The organism is Rhodoflexus caldus (genome assembly GCF_021206925.1).
GTDB classification, from domain to species: Bacteria; Bacteroidota; Bacteroidia; order Cytophagales; family Thermoflexibacteraceae; genus Rhodoflexus; species Rhodoflexus caldus.
This window is the reverse complement of record NZ_JAJPRF010000005.1, coordinates 132,273-156,556: the sequence shown is the minus strand read 5'-3', so window position 1 is coordinate 156,556 and position 24,284 is coordinate 132,273. Positions and strand designations below refer to the sequence as shown.

General features: G+C 47.2%; 24 protein-coding genes. 11 read left to right on the top strand and 13 right to left on the bottom strand.

Annotation, left to right across the window (positions count from 1 at the left end; translation table 11 throughout):
* The first annotated feature begins 34 nt into the window (after positions 1–34).
* Entirely contained in the window at positions 35–841 is an 807-nt protein-coding gene (locus NDK19_RS08250) for a lysophospholipid acyltransferase family protein (RefSeq protein ID WP_250631398.1), read from the top strand.
* Between the two features lie 51 nt (positions 842–892).
* The gene (locus NDK19_RS08245) at positions 893–1,309 is read left to right on the top strand and encodes an organic hydroperoxide resistance protein (protein WP_250631397.1); all 417 of its coding nucleotides are present in this window, start codon (positions 893–895) and stop codon (positions 1,307–1,309) included.
* A 207-nt stretch (positions 1,310–1,516) separates the two neighbouring features.
* Here the strand turns inward: NDK19_RS08245 and NDK19_RS08240 are convergent, their stop codons facing one another.
* Positions 1,517–2,164, bottom strand: coding sequence for a YggS family pyridoxal phosphate-dependent enzyme (locus NDK19_RS08240; protein WP_250631396.1), 648 nt, complete (start codon positions 2,162–2,164; stop codon positions 1,517–1,519).
* Between the two features lie 299 nt (positions 2,165–2,463).
* On the opposite strand from NDK19_RS08240, the gene NDK19_RS08235 reads away from it, so the two are divergent.
* Positions 2,464–3,696, top strand: coding sequence for a C69 family dipeptidase (locus NDK19_RS08235; protein WP_250631395.1), 1,233 nt, complete (start codon positions 2,464–2,466; stop codon positions 3,694–3,696).
* Positions 3,697–3,708: 12 nt separating this feature from the next.
* On the opposite strand, the gene NDK19_RS08230 is transcribed toward NDK19_RS08235, so the two are convergent.
* From NDK19_RS08230 to lgt, 4 genes are read right to left on the bottom strand one after another with little or no spacing between them, the layout of a single operon-like run.
* Positions 3,709–4,620: a 1,4-dihydroxy-2-naphthoate polyprenyltransferase gene (locus tag NDK19_RS08230; protein WP_250631394.1), complete on the bottom strand. Its 912-nt coding sequence runs from the start codon at positions 4,618–4,620 to the stop codon at positions 3,709–3,711.
* A gap of 9 nt (positions 4,621–4,629) precedes the next feature.
* Positions 4,630–5,469, bottom strand: coding sequence for a hypothetical protein (locus NDK19_RS08225; RefSeq protein ID WP_250631393.1), 840 nt, complete (start codon positions 5,467–5,469; stop codon positions 4,630–4,632).
* Positions 5,469–6,053, bottom strand: coding sequence for a hypothetical protein (locus NDK19_RS08220; RefSeq protein ID WP_250631392.1), 585 nt, complete (start codon positions 6,051–6,053; stop codon positions 5,469–5,471). The genes NDK19_RS08225 and NDK19_RS08220 overlap by 1 nt, the downstream gene beginning before the upstream one ends.
* 53 nt (positions 6,054–6,106) lie before the next feature.
* The gene (gene lgt / locus NDK19_RS08215) at positions 6,107–6,916 is read right to left on the bottom strand and encodes a prolipoprotein diacylglyceryl transferase (RefSeq protein ID WP_250631391.1); all 810 of its coding nucleotides are present in this window, start codon (positions 6,914–6,916) and stop codon (positions 6,107–6,109) included.
* Positions 6,917–6,965: 49 nt separating this feature from the next.
* Between lgt and NDK19_RS08210 the strand changes: the two genes are divergently transcribed.
* The 5 genes from NDK19_RS08210 to NDK19_RS08190 all read left to right on the top strand — a co-directional run bounded on the left by NDK19_RS08210 (position 6,966) and on the right by NDK19_RS08190 (position 14,261).
* A complete protein-coding gene (locus NDK19_RS08210; protein WP_250631390.1) occupies positions 6,966–7,505 on the top strand; it encodes a DUF4199 domain-containing protein in 540 nt (179 codons plus the stop codon).
* A gap of 443 nt (positions 7,506–7,948) precedes the next feature.
* Positions 7,949–11,416: a T9SS type A sorting domain-containing protein gene (locus NDK19_RS08205; RefSeq protein ID WP_250631389.1), complete on the top strand. Its 3,468-nt coding sequence runs from the start codon at positions 7,949–7,951 to the stop codon at positions 11,414–11,416.
* 138 nt (positions 11,417–11,554) lie between these two features.
* Complete coding sequence (locus tag NDK19_RS08200; RefSeq protein ID WP_250631388.1) at positions 11,555–12,205, top strand: hypothetical protein; 651 nt, start codon at positions 11,555–11,557, stop codon at positions 12,203–12,205.
* 204 nt (positions 12,206–12,409) lie between these two features.
* Entirely contained in the window at positions 12,410–12,994 is a 585-nt protein-coding gene (locus NDK19_RS08195) for an RNA polymerase sigma factor (RefSeq protein WP_250631387.1), read from the top strand.
* Complete coding sequence (locus NDK19_RS08190; protein ID WP_250631386.1) at positions 12,984–14,261, top strand: porin family protein; 1,278 nt, start codon at positions 12,984–12,986, stop codon at positions 14,259–14,261. The genes NDK19_RS08195 and NDK19_RS08190 overlap by 11 nt, the downstream gene beginning before the upstream one ends.
* Before the next feature lie 112 nt (positions 14,262–14,373).
* Here NDK19_RS08190 and NDK19_RS08185 read toward each other — a convergent pair whose 3' ends face one another.
* Positions 14,374–14,676 (bottom strand): hypothetical protein, encoded by a 303-nt coding sequence (locus NDK19_RS08185; RefSeq protein WP_250631385.1) that lies wholly within the window; start codon positions 14,674–14,676, stop codon positions 14,374–14,376.
* A gap of 151 nt (positions 14,677–14,827) precedes the next feature.
* Positions 14,828–15,043 carry a hypothetical protein gene (locus NDK19_RS08180; RefSeq protein ID WP_250631384.1) on the bottom strand — a complete coding sequence of 72 codons (216 nt, stop codon included), beginning with the start codon at positions 15,041–15,043 and terminating at the stop codon, positions 14,828–14,830.
* A gap of 266 nt (positions 15,044–15,309) precedes the next feature.
* On the opposite strand from NDK19_RS08180, the gene NDK19_RS08175 reads away from it, so the two are divergent.
* Entirely contained in the window at positions 15,310–15,930 is a 621-nt protein-coding gene (locus NDK19_RS08175) for a DUF6436 domain-containing protein (RefSeq protein ID WP_250631383.1), read from the top strand.
* A gap of 26 nt (positions 15,931–15,956) precedes the next feature.
* Complete coding sequence (locus tag NDK19_RS08170; RefSeq protein ID WP_250631382.1) at positions 15,957–17,435, top strand: PP2C family protein-serine/threonine phosphatase; 1,479 nt, start codon at positions 15,957–15,959, stop codon at positions 17,433–17,435.
* Positions 17,436–17,481: 46 nt separating this feature from the next.
* Here NDK19_RS08170 and NDK19_RS08165 read toward each other — a convergent pair whose 3' ends face one another.
* The 3 genes from NDK19_RS08165 to NDK19_RS08155 form a co-directional block, all read right to left on the bottom strand.
* Entirely contained in the window at positions 17,482–18,828 is a 1,347-nt protein-coding gene (locus NDK19_RS08165; RefSeq protein WP_250631381.1) for a pseudouridine synthase, read from the bottom strand.
* Positions 18,829–18,950: 122 nt separating this feature from the next.
* Complete coding sequence (gene scpB, locus NDK19_RS08160; protein ID WP_250631380.1) at positions 18,951–19,529, bottom strand: SMC-Scp complex subunit ScpB; 579 nt, start codon at positions 19,527–19,529, stop codon at positions 18,951–18,953.
* A 68-nt stretch (positions 19,530–19,597) separates the two neighbouring features.
* Positions 19,598–19,981 carry a TraR/DksA family transcriptional regulator gene (locus NDK19_RS08155; RefSeq protein ID WP_250631379.1) on the bottom strand — a complete coding sequence of 128 codons (384 nt, stop codon included), beginning with the start codon at positions 19,979–19,981 and terminating at the stop codon, positions 19,598–19,600.
* A gap of 185 nt (positions 19,982–20,166) precedes the next feature.
* Between NDK19_RS08155 and NDK19_RS08150 the strand changes: the two genes are divergently transcribed.
* Complete coding sequence (locus NDK19_RS08150) at positions 20,167–21,123, top strand: VOC family protein (protein WP_250631378.1); 957 nt, start codon at positions 20,167–20,169, stop codon at positions 21,121–21,123.
* A 3-nt stretch (positions 21,124–21,126) separates the two neighbouring features.
* Here NDK19_RS08150 and NDK19_RS08145 read toward each other — a convergent pair whose 3' ends face one another.
* From NDK19_RS08145 to NDK19_RS08135, 3 genes are all read right to left on the bottom strand, one after another.
* Positions 21,127–21,816: a response regulator transcription factor gene (locus NDK19_RS08145; RefSeq protein ID WP_250631377.1), complete on the bottom strand. Its 690-nt coding sequence runs from the start codon at positions 21,814–21,816 to the stop codon at positions 21,127–21,129.
* The gene (locus NDK19_RS08140; protein ID WP_250631376.1) at positions 21,788–23,413 is read right to left on the bottom strand and encodes a sensor histidine kinase; all 1,626 of its coding nucleotides are present in this window, start codon (positions 23,411–23,413) and stop codon (positions 21,788–21,790) included. The genes NDK19_RS08145 and NDK19_RS08140 overlap by 29 nt, the downstream gene beginning before the upstream one ends.
* 71 nt (positions 23,414–23,484) lie before the next feature.
* Positions 23,485–24,282: a hypothetical protein gene (locus tag NDK19_RS08135; protein ID WP_250631375.1), complete on the bottom strand. Its 798-nt coding sequence runs from the start codon at positions 24,280–24,282 to the stop codon at positions 23,485–23,487.
* Positions 24,283–24,284 lie beyond the last annotated feature (2 nt).

The window sequence follows — 24,284 nt, the reverse complement described above, 5'->3', positions numbered from 1 at the left end:
AACCTTAACGCAACAAAATTAAACTGCATTTGTGATGGCTCTTCGCATACTGAATCCTAAAAAAGTAAAGTTGCCGCGGCTGAAGTTTCTTCGGCGCGACCCCTTCGGCAACTGGCTGATTTTGAAACGTGCGCTGCTGAGCGTTTTCGCAGTAGGTACGTATGCACGCATGAACATTATCAACAAATTGAAGATAGAAGGAACGGAATATCTGATGGATTTGCCCGACAAGAACGTCCTTTTCATATCCAATCACCAGACATACTATGCCGATGTGATTGCGTTGTACCACATTTTTTGCAGCGTCAAATGGCGGATGAAAGATTCTATTCGCTTTCCTATATACTTTTTTCTGCCAAGAGTAAAAAGTTTTTACGTGGCTGCCGAAGAAACCATGCTTGAAAGCGGATTTTTGCCAAAGGTTTTCACCTATGCCGGAGCCGTAACCGTTCGCCGCTCATGGCGCAGCAAAGGCGAAGACATACAGCGTGCCCCGGATAGGCAAGCGCCCGAAAAAATCAAAAAAGCATTGGAATACGGCTGGGTAATTAACTTCCCGCAGGGCACTACAAAACCCTATGCACCTGTGCGCAAAGGAACGGCACACATTATCAAAGACTTTAAACCCATAGTAGTACCGGTAGTGCTGAACGGATTCCGTCGGGCATTTGATAAAAAGGGATTGAAGCTCAAAAAACGTGGCACAACCCTTTCCGTTCGGTTTAAGCCGCCCATCGTATTTGATGACAGTTATACCGTTGAGCAAATCAGAGAAGAAATCGCGCGACTGATAGAACAAGTGCCGGAAGGAACAGGTATTCCTCCGGTGCCCGAAGCGTAGTGAAATTGAGAGATAATTGTTACATTTACGATAAGCTCAACCGCAACAAATATGCTCAACAAAATACACTACACAGCATCGGTAACCAACGTAGGTGCACGCACCGGAAACGTAAAATCCGACGACGGCGTTTTAGACCTTGAAGTACGCCAACCCGTAGCTTTGGGCGGCCCCAAAGGAAATTATACCAACCCCGAGCAATTATTTGCCGCCGCTTATGCTGCTTGCTTTGGCGGTGCTTTGCAAGCTGCCGGCAAGGGTAAAAACATGGCAGACGCTACTGTTACCGTTAAAGTCCACATTGGTAATGAGATTGAAGGAGGCTTTGGCTTAGGGGCTGAGATTCATGTTTCCTTGCCTCATTTGAGTAAAGCAGAAGCCGAGGAAATTGTAGATAAAGCCCATGCAACCTGTCCGTATTCCAAAGCTACCCGCGGCAACATAGATGTGAAACTGGTGGTGCTCTGATGGGTTGTTATGTGCAAAACCCTCATTTAAGCAGGTGAGCAGATTAACGCGTTTTTTTTACCGCGGAGTGCGCAAAGTTTTAATTGCAGTGTACACAAAGAACAGATTCATCATAAAAACACTCGGTGCTATTGGCGTAATACTCAGCGGGCTTTGTGGTAAATTTGAAAGGTCATTTTAAACTGTTCACTTACTTAGCCGACTGCTTTATGCAAACAATTTGCTGCCGATGCGCACCATATTGCTGCCCTCTTCCAGTGCAATGCGGTAGTCATTGCTCATGCCCATAGACAGCACCTGTATATCGGGCAGCCAAGAACGCAATTTTTCAAAAGTTTCGCGTAGACCTGCAAACTCGCGGCGTACTTGTGCCATATCGTCGGTGTTGGAAGCCATACCCATCAGCCCTGCAATACGGATATTTTCCAGTTCCAGTAGTTCGGGCGATTCCAGCATGGCAAACAGTTCACGTTCGTCTAACCCGAATTTGGTTTCTTCCTGTGCAATGTGCATTTGCAACAGGCAGGCGATGGTGCGGTTGTGCTTGGCTGCTTGTTTGTTAATTTCCTGCAATAGTTTGAAACTGTCCACCGAATGAATCAACTCCACAAACGGCGCAATGTATTTCACCTTGTTGCTTTGCAAATGCCCGATGAGGTGCCACTGAATATCGGCAGGCAGTGCCTCGTGTTTAGGCACCATTTCTTGCACTCGGTTTTCACCAAAAATACGCAACCCGAAATCGTAGAGGGCTTGCAAATCTTCCTGTGGGCGCGTTTTGGTAACGGCTACCAGCGTGGCATGATAGGGTTTTAAATCTTCTAAAACCTGATGAATAACTTCTGTGCGAATCATACAGCGAATTTATATCGTTTTAAGGTTAGTTATGTAGTTGTGCAATTTAAAGCGAACGACATCTTTGGTCTTTATTTCACCACAAAAAACAAATACACAAAATTGTTGTGTTCTGTGCCCTTGTGGTCTGTGCCCTTGTGGTAATGATTGGAAATTATGCGCTCTAATCTGCTTAACTGCTTATGCCAAGTTTTTGTGCTGCATTCCCGACAATGAGGATTTATATCTGAATGTTTGAGAATGCTGATGATTGCAGATATCATCGGATAATTCGCTGATTTTTCTTATTATGCCTCATTATGTGCGATACCCTTGTTGCGCTGCCTGCGGTTACTGCCAACGGCAGCACTGTTTTGGCCAAAAACTCCGACCGTGAACCCGATGAGGCACAGGCAATTACCCTATTGCCACGCCAAACATGGCAGAGTAAAACCTGCCAAACAACCTTTATTGGTATTCCGCAGGCAGCGGAAACCTATGCCTGTATTCTTTCCCGACCGTTTCAGATGTGGGGTGCAGAAATGGGCGTGAATGAATGGGGAGTAGCCATTGGCAACGAGGCGGTATTTACACGGGTCAAAATCAAAAAACAAAATACGGGATTAACGGGGATGGATATGTTGCGGCTGGCATTGGAGCGAACCAAAACAGCGCGGGAAGCATTGCATTGCATCATTAACCTGTTGGAAACATACGGGCAGGATGCCTGCGGAGGCTATCGCAATCGGTCGTTTTATTACCACAACAGCTTCCTGATTGCCGATGCCCGCGAAGCCTATGTGCTGGAAACCGCTGACAGGCACTGGGCGTATGGTCAAGTTCGCGCGTATCATACCATTTCCAACCGCCTGAGCATAGGGGCTGATGCTGATGTGGTAAGTGAACAGGCAGCCTCTTTTGCGCGTGCCAAAGGTTGGTGGAACGGCAGGCAGCCGTTTGATTTCAGCCGCGCTTTCAGTGATTGGCTTTATACAACGGTTGGCAGGGGCAAAGTGCGTCAGGCGTGTACAACAGGATTACTTGCAACGCATCAAGGGCAGATTACGGCAGCGCACTGCTTTGATTTTTTGGCCACGCATCATCTGCCGCATCCACAGTTTAAACCTTCCAAAGCAACAACGGCAGATATTTGTATGCACGCCACAGGTTTGCTCAATCCCAGCCGCACTACTGGCAGCATGGTTGCGGAAATCAGTACAGATAAGTCGCCAACTGTATGGCTGACAGGCACTTCTAATCCTTGTGTATCTGTTTTTATTCCTTTTTTCTTTGGCGCACAAGTGCCCGAACATTTGCTGACACCCGCTGCCGCACCCGATGGGTCGCTGTGGTGGCAGGCAGAAGAGTTGCAAAGACACATTAACGTTGATTACCGCAAACGGCGTGCACTGATTGAGCCGGAAAGACAACATGTCCAATCGGTCATTCTAGAAAAATACCGACAATATCCGCCTGAAAAACTGCCTAACCTCACCGGCGAAGCGCTGCAAATGGTGCAGCAATGGATACAGGATTGTTTGAAAAAGATTTAGCGTAAAGCGAAGCTACCCCGCCAGATAAACCCCAATGCCCAGCATCGTTACAAACAGCAGCGTGCTGAGTGCCATCTGTTTCAGGTACGCATCAATAGCAGGGTTTCTGCGCAACTGACTGACTGCCAAACCATTGCGCACAAGCGCAGGCACAGCCCCAAGAAACAGCAACGGATAGAAGCCTTTGCCGAGCAGGATGGCATAGATGAGCGCACAGCCTACTGCGCCGAAGAGCAGCAACCAGTGGTAGAGTACGGCACGGTCTGCACCCAGCCGCACAGGAATGGAGCGTTTGCCCGCTTTGGTATCAGATGCTATGTCGCGGATGTTATTGATGTTCAGCACAGCTGTTGCCAGCAGACCGCAGGCCGTAGCCGGCAGCAACAAAATTGCATTGAATTGCAGGGTGTGTAGGTAGTAAGTGCCTATTACGCCCACCCAGCCGAAGAAAATCAGTACGGAAATATCACCCAAGCCGGCATAGCCGTAGGGTTTTGCTCCGGCAGTATAGGTTACAGCCGCTGCAATGGCGGCAAGCCCCAACAGCAGAAAAATCCAGAAAGCCTGTTGCAAGTCGCCAAAGGCTACGTAAAGCAATGTTAAACCCGAAATAAAAGCCAGCACACCGCAAATTATCATGCCGAGTTTCATGTCGGCGAGGCTGATTTTGCCCGACTGCACCGCGCGCGAGGGGCCTTGGCGCTCTTTTACCAAATCCGCACCGTGGATGGAGTCGCCATAGTCGTTGGCCAAATTGGAAAGGATTTGCAACAAAATAGTCGTGAGTGCGCACAAGCCTAATATTTCCCAGCGAAAGCCATTGTCTGCTGCCGCAAGCCAACTGCCCAAAAAAATGCTTGCCAGTGCCAGTGGCAACGTGCGCAGGCGAAATGCACTAATCCATGCCTTAACCGATGTACTCATGATGCGAAACTATCGGTTTTCGCGGTAAATGTAATTCAGCATCACATTTTTTTGTTCGGGCGGCAATTGTACCAGATTGTTAATCAGCCAGCCGCTGTTTAGCCCCGGACGGTTGAAATTGGCCACCTCAAAATACCAGCCTTTGATTTGGAAAAAATGGAAGCGGGTGTCATTAACGGTAATGAACTTGATGACTCCGCGCCGCAAATCGTACATGAAAATATCCAGATGTTCGGGCGGATGGTAGTCTTTGGACGTGTAATCCTCGGCTGTTGCGGGCGACTCAAAAACTCTGTTCAGGTTCATAAAACCCAACTCATGGCTTTGTGGATGGAGAAAGTTGTTAGGGTTTTTGGTTGTGTGCCTGATGTACGGAGCATAGGGGCGAAAGTACACCCGGTCTATCACCCATTTGTAGCCTTGTCCGGCTTTTTCCAATTCCATGAACAAAACGGCCTCTTCCTCTTTTCCGTTGTAGCTGACCGCTACTTTCACTTCTGCAAACCATTCGCCTGCAAAAAAATCAAGGAATACGGGGTGTTCGTTTCGGGTAACATCGGCAATAAAACTTGTGCGGAGGCTTTGCGGAATGGCTATACTTTGCTCATCAAACAGCAATTTCAGGTATTGTTTGCGCTGTTCAGGCTCGCGGTACAGCTTGCTTTTGGGGTCGTAGGCCACCCCTTGGCGGTCTTCTTCGTTGTTAAAACGCTTGATAAACTGCGACAACTGCTTGGTGGCGGCGTACAAGTCCGTAATATCGCCGACAGCAATTTTCTGTGCATAGAGGCTATTGCTGCCGGCAAATATCAGCCCGATAAGGCAAATTAACGCAAAACGGGTAATCATTAACCGCGCTTGGTTTCAGTAACCTTGATGTCGCCCAGAAGAACATCCCAGAAGCCTATCAGGCGGCCACCGATTTGCTGTTGCTTGCGCTCCACGTAAACGGTAATATCTTTTTTGGTTACGTCCACATAGCGCATACCGTCTTCCATTACACCTTCAAATCGTTGATAGATGGTGATAACGCCTACGAATCTGCCATCGGGTTGTTGTACCAAGTCGCTGATATACTGAATGTTATACCACTCAATATTTACGCGTTGATAGTTCAGTGCACGCAAGCGTTCCAAGTATTTTTGTACGGGATAATACCGCACCCCTTTGCGGTTTAACGAAGACACGCCCATTTGCGCACCTTCCATAAACAGTTCCATTGTGCGCTCAATTACGCGCTGCGATTCTGTCATTGATGTGGCTTTATCGCCAATAATGCTGATGTATTTGCTCAGGTCGCGTACTTTTTCCAATGCCAGCGAGTCTATGGCACGTTTGCGCTCCGGCGTAATATTGACGGATTGAGCCTGTGCATACAAGGCAGCGACCAATAGGAAAGTCAGGATTGAAAAGGTTTTAATCAGACGATTCATGTTCACGATAGAGTAAGTTTGGTGAAAATTAAGGTTCAAATGTTTTGCCAATTTCAGGCAGTAGTAGGCTTGGACTGGAAAGAACGGATGTAAATCCACAATCCAATCAGTACAAGCGGGATGCTGAGTATTTGCCCCATATTCAGTGGCAGTGTATCTTCAAACGGTACTTGGTTCTCTTTGAAAAATTCGTACACAATGCGCAGGCTGAAAAGTACCCATACGAACAGTCCGAACAGCCTGCCCGTTGGTGTTTTTTCTTTGGTTTGATTATAACTGTAATAGAGTGCAGCAAACAGTAAGAAGCAGGAAATAGCCTCATAAAGTTGTGCCGGATGGCGCGGTACTTCATCTACTTTGTGGAAGATAAAAGCCCAAGGCACATCGGTCGGGCTGCCGATAATTTCTGAGTTCATCAGGTTGCCTAAGCGAATGAATCCGCCGCCGAGGGCTACTACAATCACGATGCGGTCGAGCAGCCACATATACGGTTGGTCGGGGCGCTTGCGGGTATAGAGCCACAGGCCAAGCAATATGCCGATGGTTGCTCCGTGGCTGGCAAGCCCGCCTTCCCATACTTTGAGGATATCTATCGGGTGGGCAAGGTAGTAGTCGGGCTGGTAAAACAGACAGTGCCCCAGTCGTGCGCCTACCACCGTAGAAACAATCATGTAGAGCATGAGCATTTCAAGGTCGGCTTCGGGTTTACCTTCCAGTTTATAGATGCGCGCCATGATAAATTGGCCTACAAAAAAGCCCAGCGCAAACAAAAGTCCGTACCAACGGACAGTAAACGGCCCCAGTGAAAAAATCTCAGGGTCTGCATTCCAGTCAATAAATGCAAGCGATGCAAGTAATTCCATACGGGCAAAGATAGAAAAACCAAACCCAAAAGAATATGTAGTTTTGCACATGAAACAAAAACTTCTTCAAACGGCATTGCTGACAGGTATTGTTGCTGCCTTGGTTATCTGCCTGTTTTTGATACTGTTATACGCTTTTGGGTTAAATCCTTTCGGGCAGTATAAACTCATGTTTATGCCGCTGTATGCCATGGTACTGATGGGCGGTCTGTGGTATTTCCGCATGAAACACATGGAAGGCTGGTTGCACGGTTGGCAAGGGGTGTTTCTGGGGGCATTAACCGCCGTATTTGCCGCCGCTTTTTATGCCGTACTTGTATATACATTGCTGGCCTACATCATGCCCGATATGCTGACCGCGCATAAGGCCAATCTAACCCAATGGATGACAAGCAATCAGGCTGTTATGGTAGAGCAGTTTGGCAAAGCAGTATATGAAAGCAATCTGCAAGCGGTAAATAATATCACAGCCTCCGATATTGCCTTAGACGAGTGGATTAAAACGGCTGCTATCGGCTTGGTCATTGGTATGGCTTTAGGGGTGTTTTTTAAGAAAACGCCGCCGGTGAAACAGCCACCGACCCAATGAACTTGTCTTGATAAAGTACAATTTTTACTCTGTTAAATATCAGTAAACAGGGTGCTGCGCTTTAATCGCTGCTCATAATTAACATGTGTCAGATGGACAATTGTTTGTATGTTTTTATTAAAATGTGCCTGTAAAAATTACGCAAGCAATTTATAAGCGCATATTTCATAAACTTGCCTATTACAGCATTCAATTTTCTCCAATCATTTACAAATAAGGTTTTTAATCAATTGCGCCTTGGTGAAAGGATGCGCAATACGTTTTCAGTGTGTCTTATTTTTTTATTAATGCCTATGAATGTTACATGATTTTATGCACGCGTGGCCTCTTGGAATGATACAATAGAACATGATTTGCGTTATATCGCATATAAATCTTGCTTGATTATGAGGCCACTTTTACTTCACATCTTATTTTTAACCCTTGGATGCTTGTTTGCGCCGATGTTATGGGCGCAAAAAACCTTCACTACGGCAGGTAATTGGAGCGTGGCAGCCAACTGGACTCCTGCGGGAGTACCAACTGCAACGGATAATGTCATTATCAATGCCAACTGTACGGTCAATGTTGCGGCTGCCTGTAACAATCTGACGGTCAATGCCGGTCGTACCTTAACAGTACAAGGCAACAACTTCACCGTTAATGGCAATACGCGCATTTCAAGTTCTGCAAGTTTTGTGGACAATAACGACGGCGGTATTACCAACTTTAAAGGCATGGTTCGTGTGGACTCTTTGGCCTCATGGACAAGCACAGCCGTAACGACTGCTGCTAACATGGTATTTGAAGGGGGGATTATCTCAATCGCAGGCCCCACCGCCACGGCTTTCAATGCCGGTGCAGCTACTTTTGCTACGAGCCAAAACCTGTTTAGCCGCACGTTCATGAATTTTGGTAACAATGTAGTCATCGGGGCAGGTGCAATAGTCAATAGTCAGGCATTGGTACGCATTACAGGTACGCTGGATGGTGTCAATGCGGCTTCTACTTGGCGGCAAGACCGATGGTACAGGCATCATCCCGCTTTCGGCCCCTTTGGAACGCCCGATACTAAAGAGGCAGGCGGCACATTAGAGTACGCCAATGCGACCCAGCCCATGAACACGGGCGTGTTTGATGTGAATTACTTCTTGAGTGCAGTTAATTACATACGTGCCGCGGGGCCTCAAAATGTAAGAGCCGTAAACTATTACAATTTAGGCCTCTTTAATGGTACCAATGGTGCGGTAAATGCAAAGACGATGACGACACCTGCCGGCGAGTTGCGTGTAGATGGTGTATTGACAATTTATGATGCTCGTTTTGTAGTAGCGGGTACAGGTACGCTCAAAGTAACCCGCTCATCTATCGGACGCAATGCACGATATGATTATACTTCTACGGCCAGAAATGATGCAGTAGCAGGGTTTAATACCATGGATTACTATACCGGACAATTTGATGTGGTACAGGCCACCGGCGACCCTGTTCTTTCCAATAACAACAACACCTTTACTTTCAGCAGTTCCTCCCGCGAATTTACTTTTATGCGCGGCCCGACAGGTTCATCTCCTCCTTCCGGAGTGTTTGCCGTTAAGTCTACCAACTTTACCACTGCCCCAACATTTGTGATTATTCAAGCGGAAATCAGTACGCGCACCATTGGAAATACGACTAACGCAGCCGAGTTGATGATAGGTAATGGTTTTGGTGCAAACCTGACCCGTCATGCACCTACGGCGCGCCTGCGATTCAATCTGGTAAACGGAAACCAGTTTTCTATTACCCATCCGGATGGTACATCTACTACCAGCGCCAACCAGTCCGGTACACAAACCCTGACGTGGGTAGTAAACCGCTCCGGTACAGCGCAAACCTACACTGCCCCTGATGGCAGTTCGCAAACCGTTGGTAACAATCTGGTGGACGTATGGATAGGTAATACGCAATTTGTCAACGACTTAGCCATGGCAAACAGCGGGCAAGCTATCAATAATATCAAATTTGTATTTGACGCCAGCAACAGCAATAATAACGTTCACGGCATCAATAACCCCAACCAGAGCTATATTACCCTGCGTAACCTGCGCATATTTACCGGTAGTTTACCTGCCGGGCAAATTGGCGGCATCGTGAATCGTTATGCTCGGGTAACAGCCATCAATGGAGCCCGTACAAGTTTTACGGTTAATAGCAGTGCAGGATTCAACCCCGGCGACCGCGTACTGATTATGCAGATGAAGGGTGCAACCATAGATGCCACTGCACCGGCTACCAATCCTAACTTTGGAACGATTACGGCTTACAATAGTGCAGGCAGGTACGAATTTGCTACGATTAGCACCGTGCCTAATGCTACCACTATTAATATATTGGCAGCTACTACCAATATTTTTGACCCCGCAGGTAGGGTGCAGATAATACGTGTACCCAGTTATACCGATGTAACGGTTGTTGCTCCTCTTACTGCACAGCCGTGGGATGGTGATACAGGTGGAGTACTGGCGCTGTGGGTAACAGGTACGCTTACGCTAAACTCCGATATAGATGTTTCAGGAATGGGCTTCCGTGGTGGAGCAGTCAGCACCTCCAATGGCGATTGCCGCGATGGCACATGGGCTACCAATAATGCACAGTGGGGCGGAAAAGGAGAAGGTATTGCAGAAACTACTTTTAACCGCGGGCGTTCCAAACTGACCAATGGCGGCGGCGGCGGTAATCCACACAACTCCGGCGGTGGCGGCGGTAGCAACTTTGGTGCAGGTGCCGATGGTGGCAGGCAGTGGAACTGTACCGGTAATGCAACAGACAACGGATGTGCCGATAATCCTAATAACGCCACTACCTCCAACAATGGCGGCAAAGGCGGTCAGGCCCTTGATTATTCTGCCTATCGCCTGTTCTTAGGCGGCGGCGGCGGTGGCGGTCAGCAAAACAACGATACCGCTACGCCCGGTGGCAACGGCGGCGGCATCGTACTGATTATGGGCAATACATTTGTCGGCAATGGCTATTCCATCATGGCAAATGGTCAGTCTGTACTGGCAGGTGCGGGTGGCGACTCCAGCGGTGGCGGCGGCGCAGGCGGCAGCGTGTTCATGAGCGGCCCTACCTACAACACCAATATTCGCGTATATGCTTCGGGCGGTAAAGGCGGCGACGTAGAATTTGCCAGTTGCCACGGCAATGGCGGCGGCGGCGGCGGTGGCTTGGTGCGCCTGACAAGACCATTGCCCCCCGTGATGACCATTTACAACAACGGCGGTGTCAGCAGCCGCAACAGCAACAATTCCGACTGTGCTTTGCAAGGCAATGCCTATTTCTGTGCCGAAGCATCAGGTTTGGGTGGTGCTATTTTTGACAACCTCAACCTGCTTCCCGTAGAAATCAGCCGATTTGGTGCAGAACGCAGCGGCGAAAAAGAAACCCGTATCTTCTGGACTACATTGTCCGAAAGAAACAATGCCGGTTTTGAAGTACAGAAAAGCCGCGACGGTATCAACTTTACCACATTTTCAGCTATTTTTGGCGAAAGCGGCGACAGTTTCACCACCCGCAACTATGAAGTATTTGACCAAGAACCACACTACGGCGCTAACTATTATCGCCTGAAACAAATTGACAAAGACGGTACGGTTACGTTCTCTAAAATAGTCGTGGTTTACTTCAAAGACATCAACATGGCCAACGGTGCAACCCTGTTCCCTAATCCTACTTCGCAAAACCACCTGTATTTGCGCGTAGAAAGAGCCGATGCGCCTGTGTCCGTCGTATGCTTCGATTTGGCAGGTCGCCCGATGGATGCTGCCATGGAAAAAAGCAATGCCAACGAATACCGCATCCAATTCCGCCAGCAACTGCCTCAGGGTATGTATCTGTTCAAGATAAAAGTAGGCACTGATGAATACCTTGAAAAGGTAGTCATTCAATAGCCGCAAGATAATAATTGAGCCTCATCAATTCTAAGCAAGAAAATCCGGGCAGTTTCTGCTCGGATTTTTTATTGACAGTTGCAACGCCTGCCAAACAGGTTGCGTATCGGGAACGAAACCAACAAATTTTTAATCGTCATGTATCAAACACTTAAACTTTTCAGCCTTGCCGTTATAGCAATGCTGAGCCTTACTATGGCAGGTTGTAACTATCCGCTCCAAGAAGATGTACTGCAAGATTGCGACAATCAGAAGGACAAAGAAGTCCCTTGCGGCATTACTGTTACGGCCGTGCGGATGTCCTGTGCGGGCTATGGCGCTTTTGGCAATGTCTATTTCCTCACCGACGCAGGAGAATACCTGCAACCATGGGAGATGTTCCCGACTTTTGCCCCTGTACAGGTAACGCCCGGCAAACGCTATGTAATCGGTTACAAAAAAGTCAGACGCGACAACCGCTACAACGACCTGTTTCGCTGTATGCTTTACGATGAAAAAGTAGAAAAAGCAACCCCTGTCAAACTGACTTGCCTGACGGAGACGGCATGTGCCAACACAGAAGCCACTGTTAGCGACAAGCGCCCGGTAGATGGCTGCTTAGAATTTGTTTTGAATAATGGCGAACGGCTGCTTGCCGATATTTCACACCTTAATGTTACACTGGAAGATGGCGAGCGCATACGGTTTGCTTATACCATAGAAGACGGTATTATTCCTTGTGGCACACGCATTCCGACAATCGGCAAGGTTGCCAAAATTATATGCATTGAAAAAGCATCAGCTAACTAATGATGTGCCAACTTGACGGGTTTTCTATAACCTGTCAAGTGGAGTCTTTTGATTTTCAATGACTTGCTCGGAATTTTCTTTGCAAACCGATTGTGATTTTATGTCATTGGAGCGCAGGCGCAGTTTCAAATTATTTTATCGTCAAACTTAATTGCAGCAAAACCGTATGAAAAACAAGTTTAGTTTTCAGCATACAAACTTAACATGACTTATCCGGTTCAGACAGCGGAAATAAAAGACACCAACCAACCCGATAATGCCGAGATACAACTCATTCGCGACTGTTTAGCCGATAAACGAGGCGCGCATGAGTTGTTTTACAAGCGGTTTTACGGGTATGTGATGAGTATTGCCCTGCGCTATTCCAACCATTCGGAAGAAGCCAAAGAAATTACCAACGACAGTTTTGTTAAAGTATTTCAACACCTGAACCGTCACGACCAGCAACGTTCGCTGAAGGCATGGATTCGCCGCATCGTAGTTAATACGGCATTGGACAGGCTGCGCAAGAACAAGCGCGAGCTGCGACAGACCGATATTCAGCAAACCAACATAGAAGCGCCTGACGAAGGGGTATTACAGCAACTTTCGGCAGAAGATATTATGCGAATGGTACAAAGCCTTTCCGCTGCACAACGGGCAGTTTTCAACCTTTTTGAAATTGAAGGGTTCTCACACGAAGAAATCGGAGCAATGCTGGAAATTCCTGTTGGAACTTCCAAATCGCATTTGGCACGTGCAAAAATGAAGTTAAGGCAAATGATTTCCGACAAGCAGCATGGAAAATAATTTTGACGATAAATTAGCCCAAAAATTCCGCGAAAGTCTGGAAAATTATCCCGTTGCCTACGAGCAGGGGGCATGGGAACAGTTTAACAGGAATCACCTGCACAAATCGCCTGCACGCATGGCAACGCTGTGGCAGCACCCTGCCTTGCGTATTGCGGCAGCCGTACTGATTGCAGCCGTAGGGCTGTCTGCTGTGTACTACTGGCGCATGTTGCCGCCAACGGCTTCCACGGAAATTGTTTCTGCACAAACAGTTCCGCAAGATAATCGGCCGCAAAGTGCGGAGGAAAATACCGCCTCTGCCGCCGTTCCCGATAACACTTTGCAACCGAATGCTGAGGTAGCTCAAAAAACAATGCCTTTGGCCAAACATACACCATCCGTAGCTCGGCAAAAAAACGGAGCATCGGGTAGAACGCTGTCTGTGGAATCAACACCAATCATAACTGCCTCAAAATCAATCCCGCAGAAAAATTTGCAGTCGGAACAACGGCAATTGCTGCCTTCAACGGCTGAACCTGTGATGCTTGCCCAAGTTGATTTGCTGCCACTGACCTTAGCCGATAGTTTCTCTTGGCAATTTCCCATACTTGCTGTTGCTCATCTGCCCGTAAATGATTTAGCAACTCCGCAAACGGGAACGGTGATAAAAGTTCAGCCGGGCATTCAGATTCTTTCGGGCATTACTGACGGCAAAACCGTGAACAATCATGCAGCATTTTATGGTGTAGGTGCGGGTGTGGAGTGGTTTCTCCAAAAGAAGGTAGCCGTTTCAACAAGCATTCAATTTGTGCAAACTACCTACAAAACGCCCGAAAAGCGCTTTCGCGTATTCAACAGTTTGCAACGCGACCCCATTGGTACGCAGCAATTAGTACCCGTTTATGCCGATGAAACCGAATATTCGCGCATTAGGCTCAATCTTGTGCAAGTGCCTCTGACAATCAAATATTTCATAGGTAAAAAAATATTTTTCAATGCCGGCGGCGTCAGCTATTTGGCTGTTAATGGAACGCACGTTGAAACAGTAGCCCAAAATACTTTTTTGGGTAGGGTACAAAACCCCAGACAATCGGTAGAAAATTCTGTGCAGCCTTTCCGAACCATCTACTTGGGAGGAGGTGTGCGCATGCCGCTGAAAGGGGCTACTTTACAGGTAGAGCCTCATTTGAACCTGCCATTAGGCGATTTATTGCAAGATGTGAATAATACATCGCTGCAATGGATAGGCCTCAATGTCGGGATTTATTACGGGAACGCTAATTGACCGAGAGGTTGGCGCATGGCATGGATTTACCCTTGTATTTACATCTGAAATCCCTCATCCGAATTCCGACATATCTGCGCACTGTGCGTTTCAGTTTGCTTGATTGCCCCATTCAATCAAGAATGAGTTCGGCAAGTTCAAAAAGAATAACCAATGCGCCAAGGATGATGCCTGCGAGCTCCCACCCTCGTCCCGATTTATCCTTTTTGCGACCGGAATTCATCACGCCGACAATGCCAAGCACAAAGGCAGTTACCAAAAAAATTCCGGCAGCCGCAGCCAACACAGGCTTATCCGCAATGCCAATGACAGCGATTTCGATAAATGCAGCAGTCGCTATTAGGCTGCCTGTATTTGCCCGGTGCATTTTCCTCTTTTCACGTTTTTTTACTGCAATCGGCTTGACAGGTTGCACGTGGCTGCCATACAAATTTTCGGATGAAGCGGTGATGCAGGCAGGCGTATGAGTAGCCGCCCATGTATCTTATATGGACAGCAGTAGAAAAATAAATAAGAACCGTATCATTTTTTGGGTGAAAATATAAAAAAATGATACGGTAGTCAAATTAACCGTGCAGCCATCGGCGCAGCAGCTTGCTTAACGTAGGTAAAAGTACAAAAACCATCAGCGGCACAATAATCAGTGTCAGTACCAGCGTGCGAAAGGGTAAAAAAGAAATTTGATTGATGTAATCGCCTATCAGAAACAATAAAAAAGTAAGCGTGGGATAAATGGCTATCCAAATGAGCACTGCCATTTTCCAGCGAGGTGGTTGTTGCATAGTAGTTAGATAATCGCTGAAAGTATTTGATAAAAAACCGACTGCCAACTAAGTTGCTTTGGTGTTATTTTTGCTTCCTAATTGACGTACTTATGGCAGAACAATTAGCAGGCTGAATAAGTTTAAAAAGCATGACAACTTCAACAGTTGGCTTATCTCCCTCTCTCTTCTAAACTATGCACATCACACATCAAACAGTCAAAAACTACTGTAAGTGTTTTCCTTAGAGAGTACCGATACAACCGGCTTTGAATGTATAATCTACAATGAAACAAGTTTTACGATTTTTAGCATGGGTAGCTGTCAGTGTATCCTTGCTGTTGCTCATAGCTTGGACTTTCTGGCAGCAAGAGGTGCAGTATTTGCTTCCTACGCCTGTTCCAAGCAACTACAAAGTTGTATCTCCGGGGCAGTTGATTGCCTTTAACAACAGCAGTTTGCAACCGCAACGGCATCGCAAGCCCATACTCTTGCACTTTTTCAGCCCTTCCTGTCCTTGTTCAAGGTTTAATTTGCAGCATTTCAACACCTTGTATCGCGCATTTGGGCAGCAGGTAGATTTCTTTGCCGTAACGCCCGATGCGCAAGACCTTGAAAAGGCCAAAGGCTATTTGCCCGATGGCATCACCGTTATTCATGATAAAAATGAAGCCTTAGCACGAGCCTGCGGGGTCTATTCCACGCCTCAGGCTGCTATTATTCGGGCAGATAATACACTCTATTTCAGGGGAAATTACAACCGTTCCCGCTACTGTACCGACCAAGCAACTAACTATGTAGAGCAGGCTTTATACAGCCTCATAACCGGAAAACCGCTTCCTGCGTTTGATTCATTAGCTACCATTTCCTATGGTTGTGCCATTGAATGGGATGAAGCAGCACAATAACTCATAACCCTGTTATACTACACTGAATGAATACCATTGACCCTACTAAACTTTCCAAGCAGGAAATAAAGGCTGTTTTCAGCAATCTCAACAAAAAATCGGACACGATTGTCAATTACCTGTTGGCAGTCAAGTTTCTGTTTGGGCTTGCCATAGCACCTTTTTACGACACGTGGCTGATTGCCGTAGTAGTAGGAGGGAGTTGTTTGGGCTTGTACTACGCGGCAAAATGGTTGCTGCCGCAGTCTTCGTTATATCAGTACGTACTGAGTGCCATATCTGCCATTTTTGCAGCCCAGTTTATTTACCAGATGCACGGCCTGTTTGAGATGCACTTCTGGGTTTTTATCAGTGCTACCGTGCTGATTATTTATCGGAACTGGCGCTTACAGATTCCGTTGATTACCATAGTTGTGATTCACCACGCCACTTTTGCCTATTTGCAATATACGGGGTTCAAACAAATCTATTTCACGCAACTTGACTACATGAGTTTGACCGCTTTTATCTTTCACGGTATTTTAGCGGCAGCTGTATCGGGTATTTCGGGAACATGGGCGTACATGCTGTACAAGCAAACCGTTAAAGATGCGCTTTATGCCAAAATTCTGGATGAGCAGCAGCAGGAACTTTTGGTTACGATTGAGCGCAATGATGCCTATACGGAAGAAATTAAACAAACAGCCGAAGAACTGCACGCCAGCAACGAACAACTTTCCAAAGTCAATCAACTGCTGCAAAAGCAAAACTTCAATATCAAATCAAGCATACAGTATGCCCAGCGCATACAGGAAGCACTTTTACCCGATGAGGAGCGACTGCGGGAGATTTTTCCCGAATATTTTGTTTTCTACAAACCCCGCGATGTTGTCAGCGGCGATTTTTTCTGGGCAACGCAAATAGGTGAAAAGAAAATCCTGATAGTTGGCGACTGTACAGGGCATGGTGTGCCGGGCGCATTTATGAGTCTGATAGGCATCAACTTTGTCTATGAGATTATCAAAATGAATCAGACGACTGCGCCTGCCCAAATTTTGAACAGTTTGAGAGTCAAAATTTATAATGCGCTGAAACAGGAAACCACAGGCAATCGGGATGGCATGGACATCAGCGTAGTAGTAATTGACCCGACTGCCAATACGCTTTCGTTTGCGGGTGCCAAACAAAATCTTGTGTTATTTGACAGCAACGGCAAATGCAAAACCCTGAAAGGCGATAAAATGAGCATCGGCGGGAGCAACTCGCGGGAAACATTCCATGAATATACGGAGCCGCTGACCGACAAAGTATTTGCCTATGCTTTTACCGATGGCTACCGCGACCAGATTGGCGGTGAACATAAGCGCAAACTCGGTTCTAAAAACTTTACGGAGTTGCTTGGCATTATTCATCGGTTGCCTGTTGATATGCAAAAGCAGCAACTCCATACCTTCATTGAAGAGTGGCAAAAGCAAAGCCACGAAAAGCAATTGGACGATATGCTCGTAGTTGGCGTTAAACTTTAAAATCAAAAAAACCGCTCTTGCGAAGCGGTTTTTTTGATGCTTGGTTTTAGTCTTCCGAAGTTGTTTTCTTGCTCTTGCCTGTAAAAAATTTCAGACGAATGACTTCCTGTTGAGTCAAATAACGCCATTGGCCGCGCGGCAGTCCTTTTTTGGTTAGTCCTGCGTAGGTTGCTCTATCCAAACGCACAACTTCATACCCGAAATGTTCAAAAATGCGTCTTACGATGCGGTTTTTGCCGCTGTGAATGTCAATGGAAAGAATCATGCGGTCGTCGGTCATGTAGGACAGTTTATCCGGTTTGATAAAGCCGTCTTCTAACTCAATCCCATTCATGATTTGGTCAAAATGGCTTTCTTCCAATGGCTTATTTAGCTCCAACTGGTAGTTTTTCTTTACCTGATTAGATGGATGCGACAATTTTTCAGCCAGTGCGCCATCGTTAGTCAGCAATAGCAAGCCGGTTGTATTGCGGTCTAAACGCCCTACCGGATAGATGCGCTCCTCACAGGCATCTTCTACCAATTCCATAACGGTTTTGCGCTCCTGAGGGTCATCTGTTGTTGTGATGTAGTCTTTGGGTTTATTCAACAGTACATAGACCAAGCGCTCGCGTTTCAGTATTTCGCCGTCCAATTCTACACGGTCGGAAGGCTTTACGCGATACCCCATTTCGGTAATGACTTTGCCATTGACCGACACTCGCCCGCTTTCAATAATCTTGTCGGCCTCTCTGCGTGAAGAAATACCGGCATTGGCAATGAATCGGTTCAGGCGAATACCTTCACCCGGATTTAATTTGATGCCTTTGGACTCTCCTATGCCCTTGATTTTAGACATGTCGTAGTCGGGTGTACGCGGGTTTTTTTGGGTTTTGCGGCGCGGTGAGGTGCTTTTTGAGTTGCGCTCGTAGCCCTCGGGAATATCTTTCCACCAGTAGTAACCACCCTTGTTTTGGTTGCCGCCTTCTCTGCGGAAGTTACCGCCGCCGTTGTTGCTGTCGTTGTCAAAGCGTTTGCGGAATGCGGGGCGCTCGCTGTTGCCGCCTTCTCTGCGGAAGTTACCGCCGCCGTTGTTGCTGTCGTTGTCAAAGCGTTTGCGGAATACAGGGCGCTCGCTGTTGCCGCCTTCTCTGCGGAAGTTACCGCCGCCGTTGTTGCTGTCGTTGTCAAAGCGTTTGCGGAATACAGGGCGCTCGCTGTTGCCGCCTTCTCTGCGGAAGTTGCCGCCGCTGTTGTTGCTTTCAAATTGTTTGCGAAGAGATGGCTTCGCATTGAAAGTGCCTTTGTTTTTATCGCCCGATGATGCATTTCGGAAAGGCTTCTTACCGCTTTGCGCACGACCTTTGTCCTGCTTGAAGCCTGACTTTCCGGGCTTCGCTGGTTTCTTGTTCATAAAAATGACTGATTGCAAATAAGAGAAATGTGATTGGTAACTTTACGGTCTATCTCACGACAGGCCGAAAAAATAAATCAATTTGGTTGCAAAGATACAGCTATTCTATCGGATTTCCCCCTTTATTCGGTTTCGGGAGGCAATAAATTTTGATTCTCTTCCTGCGGCAAGTCTTTGGGTTGCGGCAGGTCTTTTAAGTCGTTCAAGTTAAAATACTGCATGAAGGCAGGGCTTGTGCCGTACAGCAAAGGCCGCCCGGGGCCGTCAGATTTTCCCCTGATTTCTATCAATTCTTTTTCTAATAATTTTTGCAGGGCATAATCGCACGCCACGCCTCTGATTTGTTCAATCTGCGCTTTGGTAACGGGCTGTTTGTAGGCAATGATGGCAAGCGTTTCCAGAGCAGCCTGCGACAATCGCTTTTTGGACGTGTTTTTCAGCAAAAGCCCCACGCTTTGCTTATAGGCAGGTTTGGTGAGCAATTGATACCCGCCTGCCGCGCGTACCAGTTGGAGGGCGGTGTCATCGCGGTCATATCGGTTTTGGAGCGCATCTAATGCTGCCTGTACGTCTTCTGCGGGTATTTCGGTTGCCAGCATTTCGTTGAGGCACTGCCGTAGTTCATCGGCACGAACAGGGGCAGGCGCACAGAAAATCATGGCCTCAATGTGGTTCATTAAAAATACGGAGGGTGCGGACATGGCTGCAACGGAAAACCCTAAAGGCGGTGCATACCTTTAGGGTTTTGTGATAGTATCAGATGAAATGATTACCGCGATTTATTCAGTTTTGCCTCAATGGTTTGCTGCGTGTGTGGAACGGCTCTGAGACGTTCTTTGGGAATTAACTTGCCCGTGTCAATACAAATGCCATAAGTGCCGTTTTTGATACGAACCAGCGCATTTTCAAGCTGGGTAATGTATTTTTGTGTACGGGCAGCTAATTGGTTCAATTGTTCTTTTTCAAGGGCATCGGCTCCGTCTTCCAAAGACTTCAGGCTGCTTATGTTATCGTCGCTTCCTGTGTTTTTGCGTGTGATGGAGTCTTTTAAGTGTTGCAGTTCCTCGCGCGATTTCTGCAACTTGCTCATTATCAACTCCTCAAACTCTTTCAGTTCCGACTCAGAGTAACGAAGTTTTTCTTCCGATTTCATATGGTTTAGCCCGATATTTTTTTGACGCAAAATTAAATGAATCTTTCCGAAAGAAGCAATAGAGAGTAAAGCGACTGCATTCGGATTATTGCAAGTATTTTTACGCAAAAAAACCGTTAAAAGTTACCCCCCTTGCAGCAAGGTAAAAACTATTTACATTTGGGCATATCAAAAAAAATGCGATTATGGAACAGGCTCTTTTAACGGGTTCATTGCAGGCTGTCAGTGTTGTTACCAATTGCTGGGCGCAAAGTATGCGATTCTATGTGCAGGCACTTGGCTATCAAATACGGCAGGAAGGTGTGCTCAATGCCGTGCAACGGCAAATTTTTGGCCAACACTTGGGACGCTATGCGCTATTGGGGCACGCGGAAGGCTCGCTTGTGCGCCTGTTGGAGACCTCACTTACCGAAGCGTCGCCCAATCGCTTGGGTGCCCGCCCATGGGACTTAGGCATGGCTGTAATTGAAGCAGGCACACCGGATATAGACAGCGCCTACTACCGCGTATTGCGCCACCGATTTGGTGCGGTTTCCGAACCGGCAGAGTTTGATGCCGAAGGCCCCGAACCGCTGGGTATGGTGGTGATGAAGAGTGCGGCGTTTATCGGCCCTTCGGGCGAACAAATCTTTGTTACACAGATTGTCCGCCGCAAAGGAGGTGTGTCGCTGTTGAAAGAGTCTGCCGTGGAGGGCATTAATTCGCCTGCCAACGTGGTGATTTCCATGAAAGACCGCAGCCCGATAGAGCAATTTTGGCAGCCTGTACTGGGCATTTCGCCCGTGAACGACCTGCCGCTGAAACAGCCGCTTGCAGCCAAAATTATGGCAGGGCCTCCCGATATGGGCTTTGATATGCTCCTGATGGGGCACGGCACGCATCGCATAGGCATGGAACAACACGTTTACGCACCTCACAATCCTACCTATGACTACCAAACTTTCCCCTGTTCGTTTGAAAAAACGGGTGTAGCTTCTGCCTGCTGGCAATCACCCGATTTGGAACAAGCAGCACAAAAAATCGCGGCAGCGGGCTATGAAATCATCAGCCGAGTGGGCTTGCCTATCCGCAACAAAGAAGCCCCCGAAGCAGTAGTGTTCACAGCGCCTCTCGGCGAAATTATTGAATTAGTGGCGTTGTAGCGCCTACTCCGGCACTAACAGTTTGTAGCCTGTGCCGTGGATGTTCATAATCTGGATGCGCTCGTCGGCTTTCAGGTATTTGCGCAGTTTGGTGATGTAAACGTCCATGCTGCGGGAGTTGAAATAATTATCGTCGCCCCAAATTTGGCGCAGTGCTTTAGACCGCTCCAATACCTGATTTTTATATTGGCAGAGCATTTCCAGCAATTCCGCTTCTTTGGAAGTCAGTTTTATCTCTTCGCCCATGCCCGTGAGGGTATGCAACTTGGTGTCGTAGGTAAAATTTCCGATTTGGTAAGTGCCTGCCGCGGGCGGAGCTGCTTTAACCGAACGACGCATGACGGCATTGATACGCAGCAACAGTTCTTCCATGCTGAACGGCTTGGTGATATAGTCGTCAGCACCTATCTGAAACCCTCTGATGGTGTCTTCCTTCATGGATTTGGCCGTCAGGAATATGATGGGTACATCTTTTTCTATTTTTCGCACCTCTTCGGCCAGTGTGAAGCCATCCATAATCGGCATCATGACATCAAAAATGCAAAGTTGAAACACTTCGCTTTTGAATGCACGCAGGGCGCTTCTGCCATCGCGGTATAGCGTCGGTTCAAAGCCCTTTACTTCCAAATAGTCTTTCAGAATCTGGCCGAGATTGGGGTCATCTTCAACCAATAAGATTTTGTTGAGGTTCATGCTGATATGGTAAGAATATGGTAAATATGCTGCCTTGTCCGGGTTCGCTTTGTACGGTAATTTGCCCGTGATGAGCATCTATCATCGTTTTTACGTAGCTCAGGCCAAGCCCGAAGCCTTTCACGTTGTGTATGTTGCCGGTAGGCACGCGGTAAAACTTATCAAAAATCCGATTGATAACATCTTTGGAAATCCCTACACCTTTGTCGGCAATGGAAATAATGATTCCGCTGCGTCCGTCTTCGGTAGTGATGGCAATTTCCGGACGCTCGGGTGAATATTTGATGGCATTGTCTAACAGATTGTAAAAAATATTAGTCAGATGCACTTTGTCTGCCTGCACAATGGTTTTGGTGGCTTCCAATTGTTGAGAAAGTTGCCCGCCTTGGGACTCTATGCTCAACTTCATGTTTTCGCCTGCTTTTTGGAGCAACCGATGCACATCCACAGGCTCTATTTTTAACTTAAAATCGCCTTTTTCCAAGGAGGCTATTTGCAGCACTTTTTCTACCTGATGCCCTAACCGATTGTTTTCATCTTTGATAATCCCCAGATAGCGGTCTAAAATGCGGGTATTGGCGCGCATGGCAGGTTCTTGCAAAGCCTGACAGGCCAGCGAAATGGTAGAAATAGGGGTTTTGAACTCGTGCGTCATATTGTTGATGAAATCACGAGTTACCTCCGAGAGTTTTTTCTGTCGGATGATGGTAGAAATGGCAAATGCAAAACAGGCAATAATGATGGTATTAAAAACAGCGGAAGACAACAGCACGGCAATCATCTCCATGAAAATAGCCTTGTATTTATCGGGGAAATAGACGTACAGAAAACTGGCAGGTGAGATGTCGTCATTAGGAAAAAGCCTGATAACCAATCCGTTGCGCAACAATTCCAGATTTGCCTTTTCATCCTTAACGTTGGTGTACACAAACTGATAGGCATTGGCCGTATCTTTTACCAACACGCCAAACTGATAGGGTAACTCAATGTTTTTGTCGCGTATTTCGTGCGACAGCAGCGAGTCGAGCAGTTTAACGTTGAGGCGCTCGGAAAGGGGGCGGTTGAAGTTTTGGCGGTTGTTGATAATGCTCCAAACCATTTCAAGCGCTTCCAAGTTTTCCAGCACGCGTTGCTGCTGCAACTGCCGCAGGTACACGGCCGAATCGCCAATGCGCATGGAAGTTCTGTTCCACTCATGCCCTATGGCGCTGCCGTTCCGCAAATGATTGCCGATGGAATATTGCTCCTGTGAATAATTTAACCATGTTTGCGAATGTGAGTCATACAACTGTATGTTTGATTGTTCCCACGAAGAGGACTGGTTGTTTTTGGGCGTTTGTGTGTTAATTTGGTCAAGAATCTGCGCCACCAGTGCATCGCGCTGCGCCATCAGTTCTTTATGCTTGGCCATTGCCGCCAATACCTCGCGGCGCTCTAACGTGCGCACTACGTTTTCCATCGCAGTTATGACTTTGCTTTTGAACTGAACGGCATTCAATTCAAAATCTTCTTTCATCCAATAAAATTGGAGCATGATAAGCCCGAGCGTTGCCCCGGACATAAAGGCGATGATATAGCGAAGTTGTTTTTTACTCATGGCTTGGGAATACAATATTAACGTGAAACCGGTGTTGCGGCTTCACTGCTTAACATAGTTTAACAAGCCGATTATTTTAACCTGATTTCGGTGCAGAACTTGCTGTAAAGGTCTTTTAAAATAATGAGCGTGATGGCATCTTTGGCCGTTTTGGCAGCCCCTAACTGGTGCTTTTTGTCGGGTGTGCTTACCGTGCTTCCGTCCCAATAATAGCTCTGGCCATTGCTGGCGGTAATGGTTTTGGTAGCGCTGTTAAAACTGAAATAGTCCAACGCCGTTGTCATGGACTCGCCCTCGGGGTATATTAGGCGGCTGGCAATGTTGCCATTGGAACTGTTGTACAGCTCGCAGGTGCAAAGGCCTTTGTTTTTTTCATCAATCAGATAAGTGGCCGTATAGTTGTAAATTTTCCACTTGCGTTGTTCATCAGGCAGCAGCAGCATGGTGTAAATGACGGTGTGTTTTTCCAATACCTGCCCGTCTTTAATCTTACTTTGTTCGTTAATGGCTGTTAGCAGCCCTTTATTGTCCTTCACGGATTCATGGAGAATTTTAACAGGCTTTATCTGCGTGATAATGCCGCTTTCCAACTCGCTCAAATAGCGTTCCTGTGTGCTTTTATAGTCCAGCTTTGTGATTTTCAACTGGTTATTGATGTCGTAGTCAGCCCGTGCGCCTGTCATGCGTGGGTCAAAGAACTCGGAGAGCATTGCCTCAGCGCCAATCTGGTGCATTTGGCTTCGCACCTGTGCATAGCGTATAAAGAAGTCTTTCAGGCTCAGGGGGGCTTCCTGAGCATATCCCGAGCGGCCTGTCAGCAATACAACCATGCCTGCCAGCCAGTAGATGTAGGTGCGGATATTTTTCATGT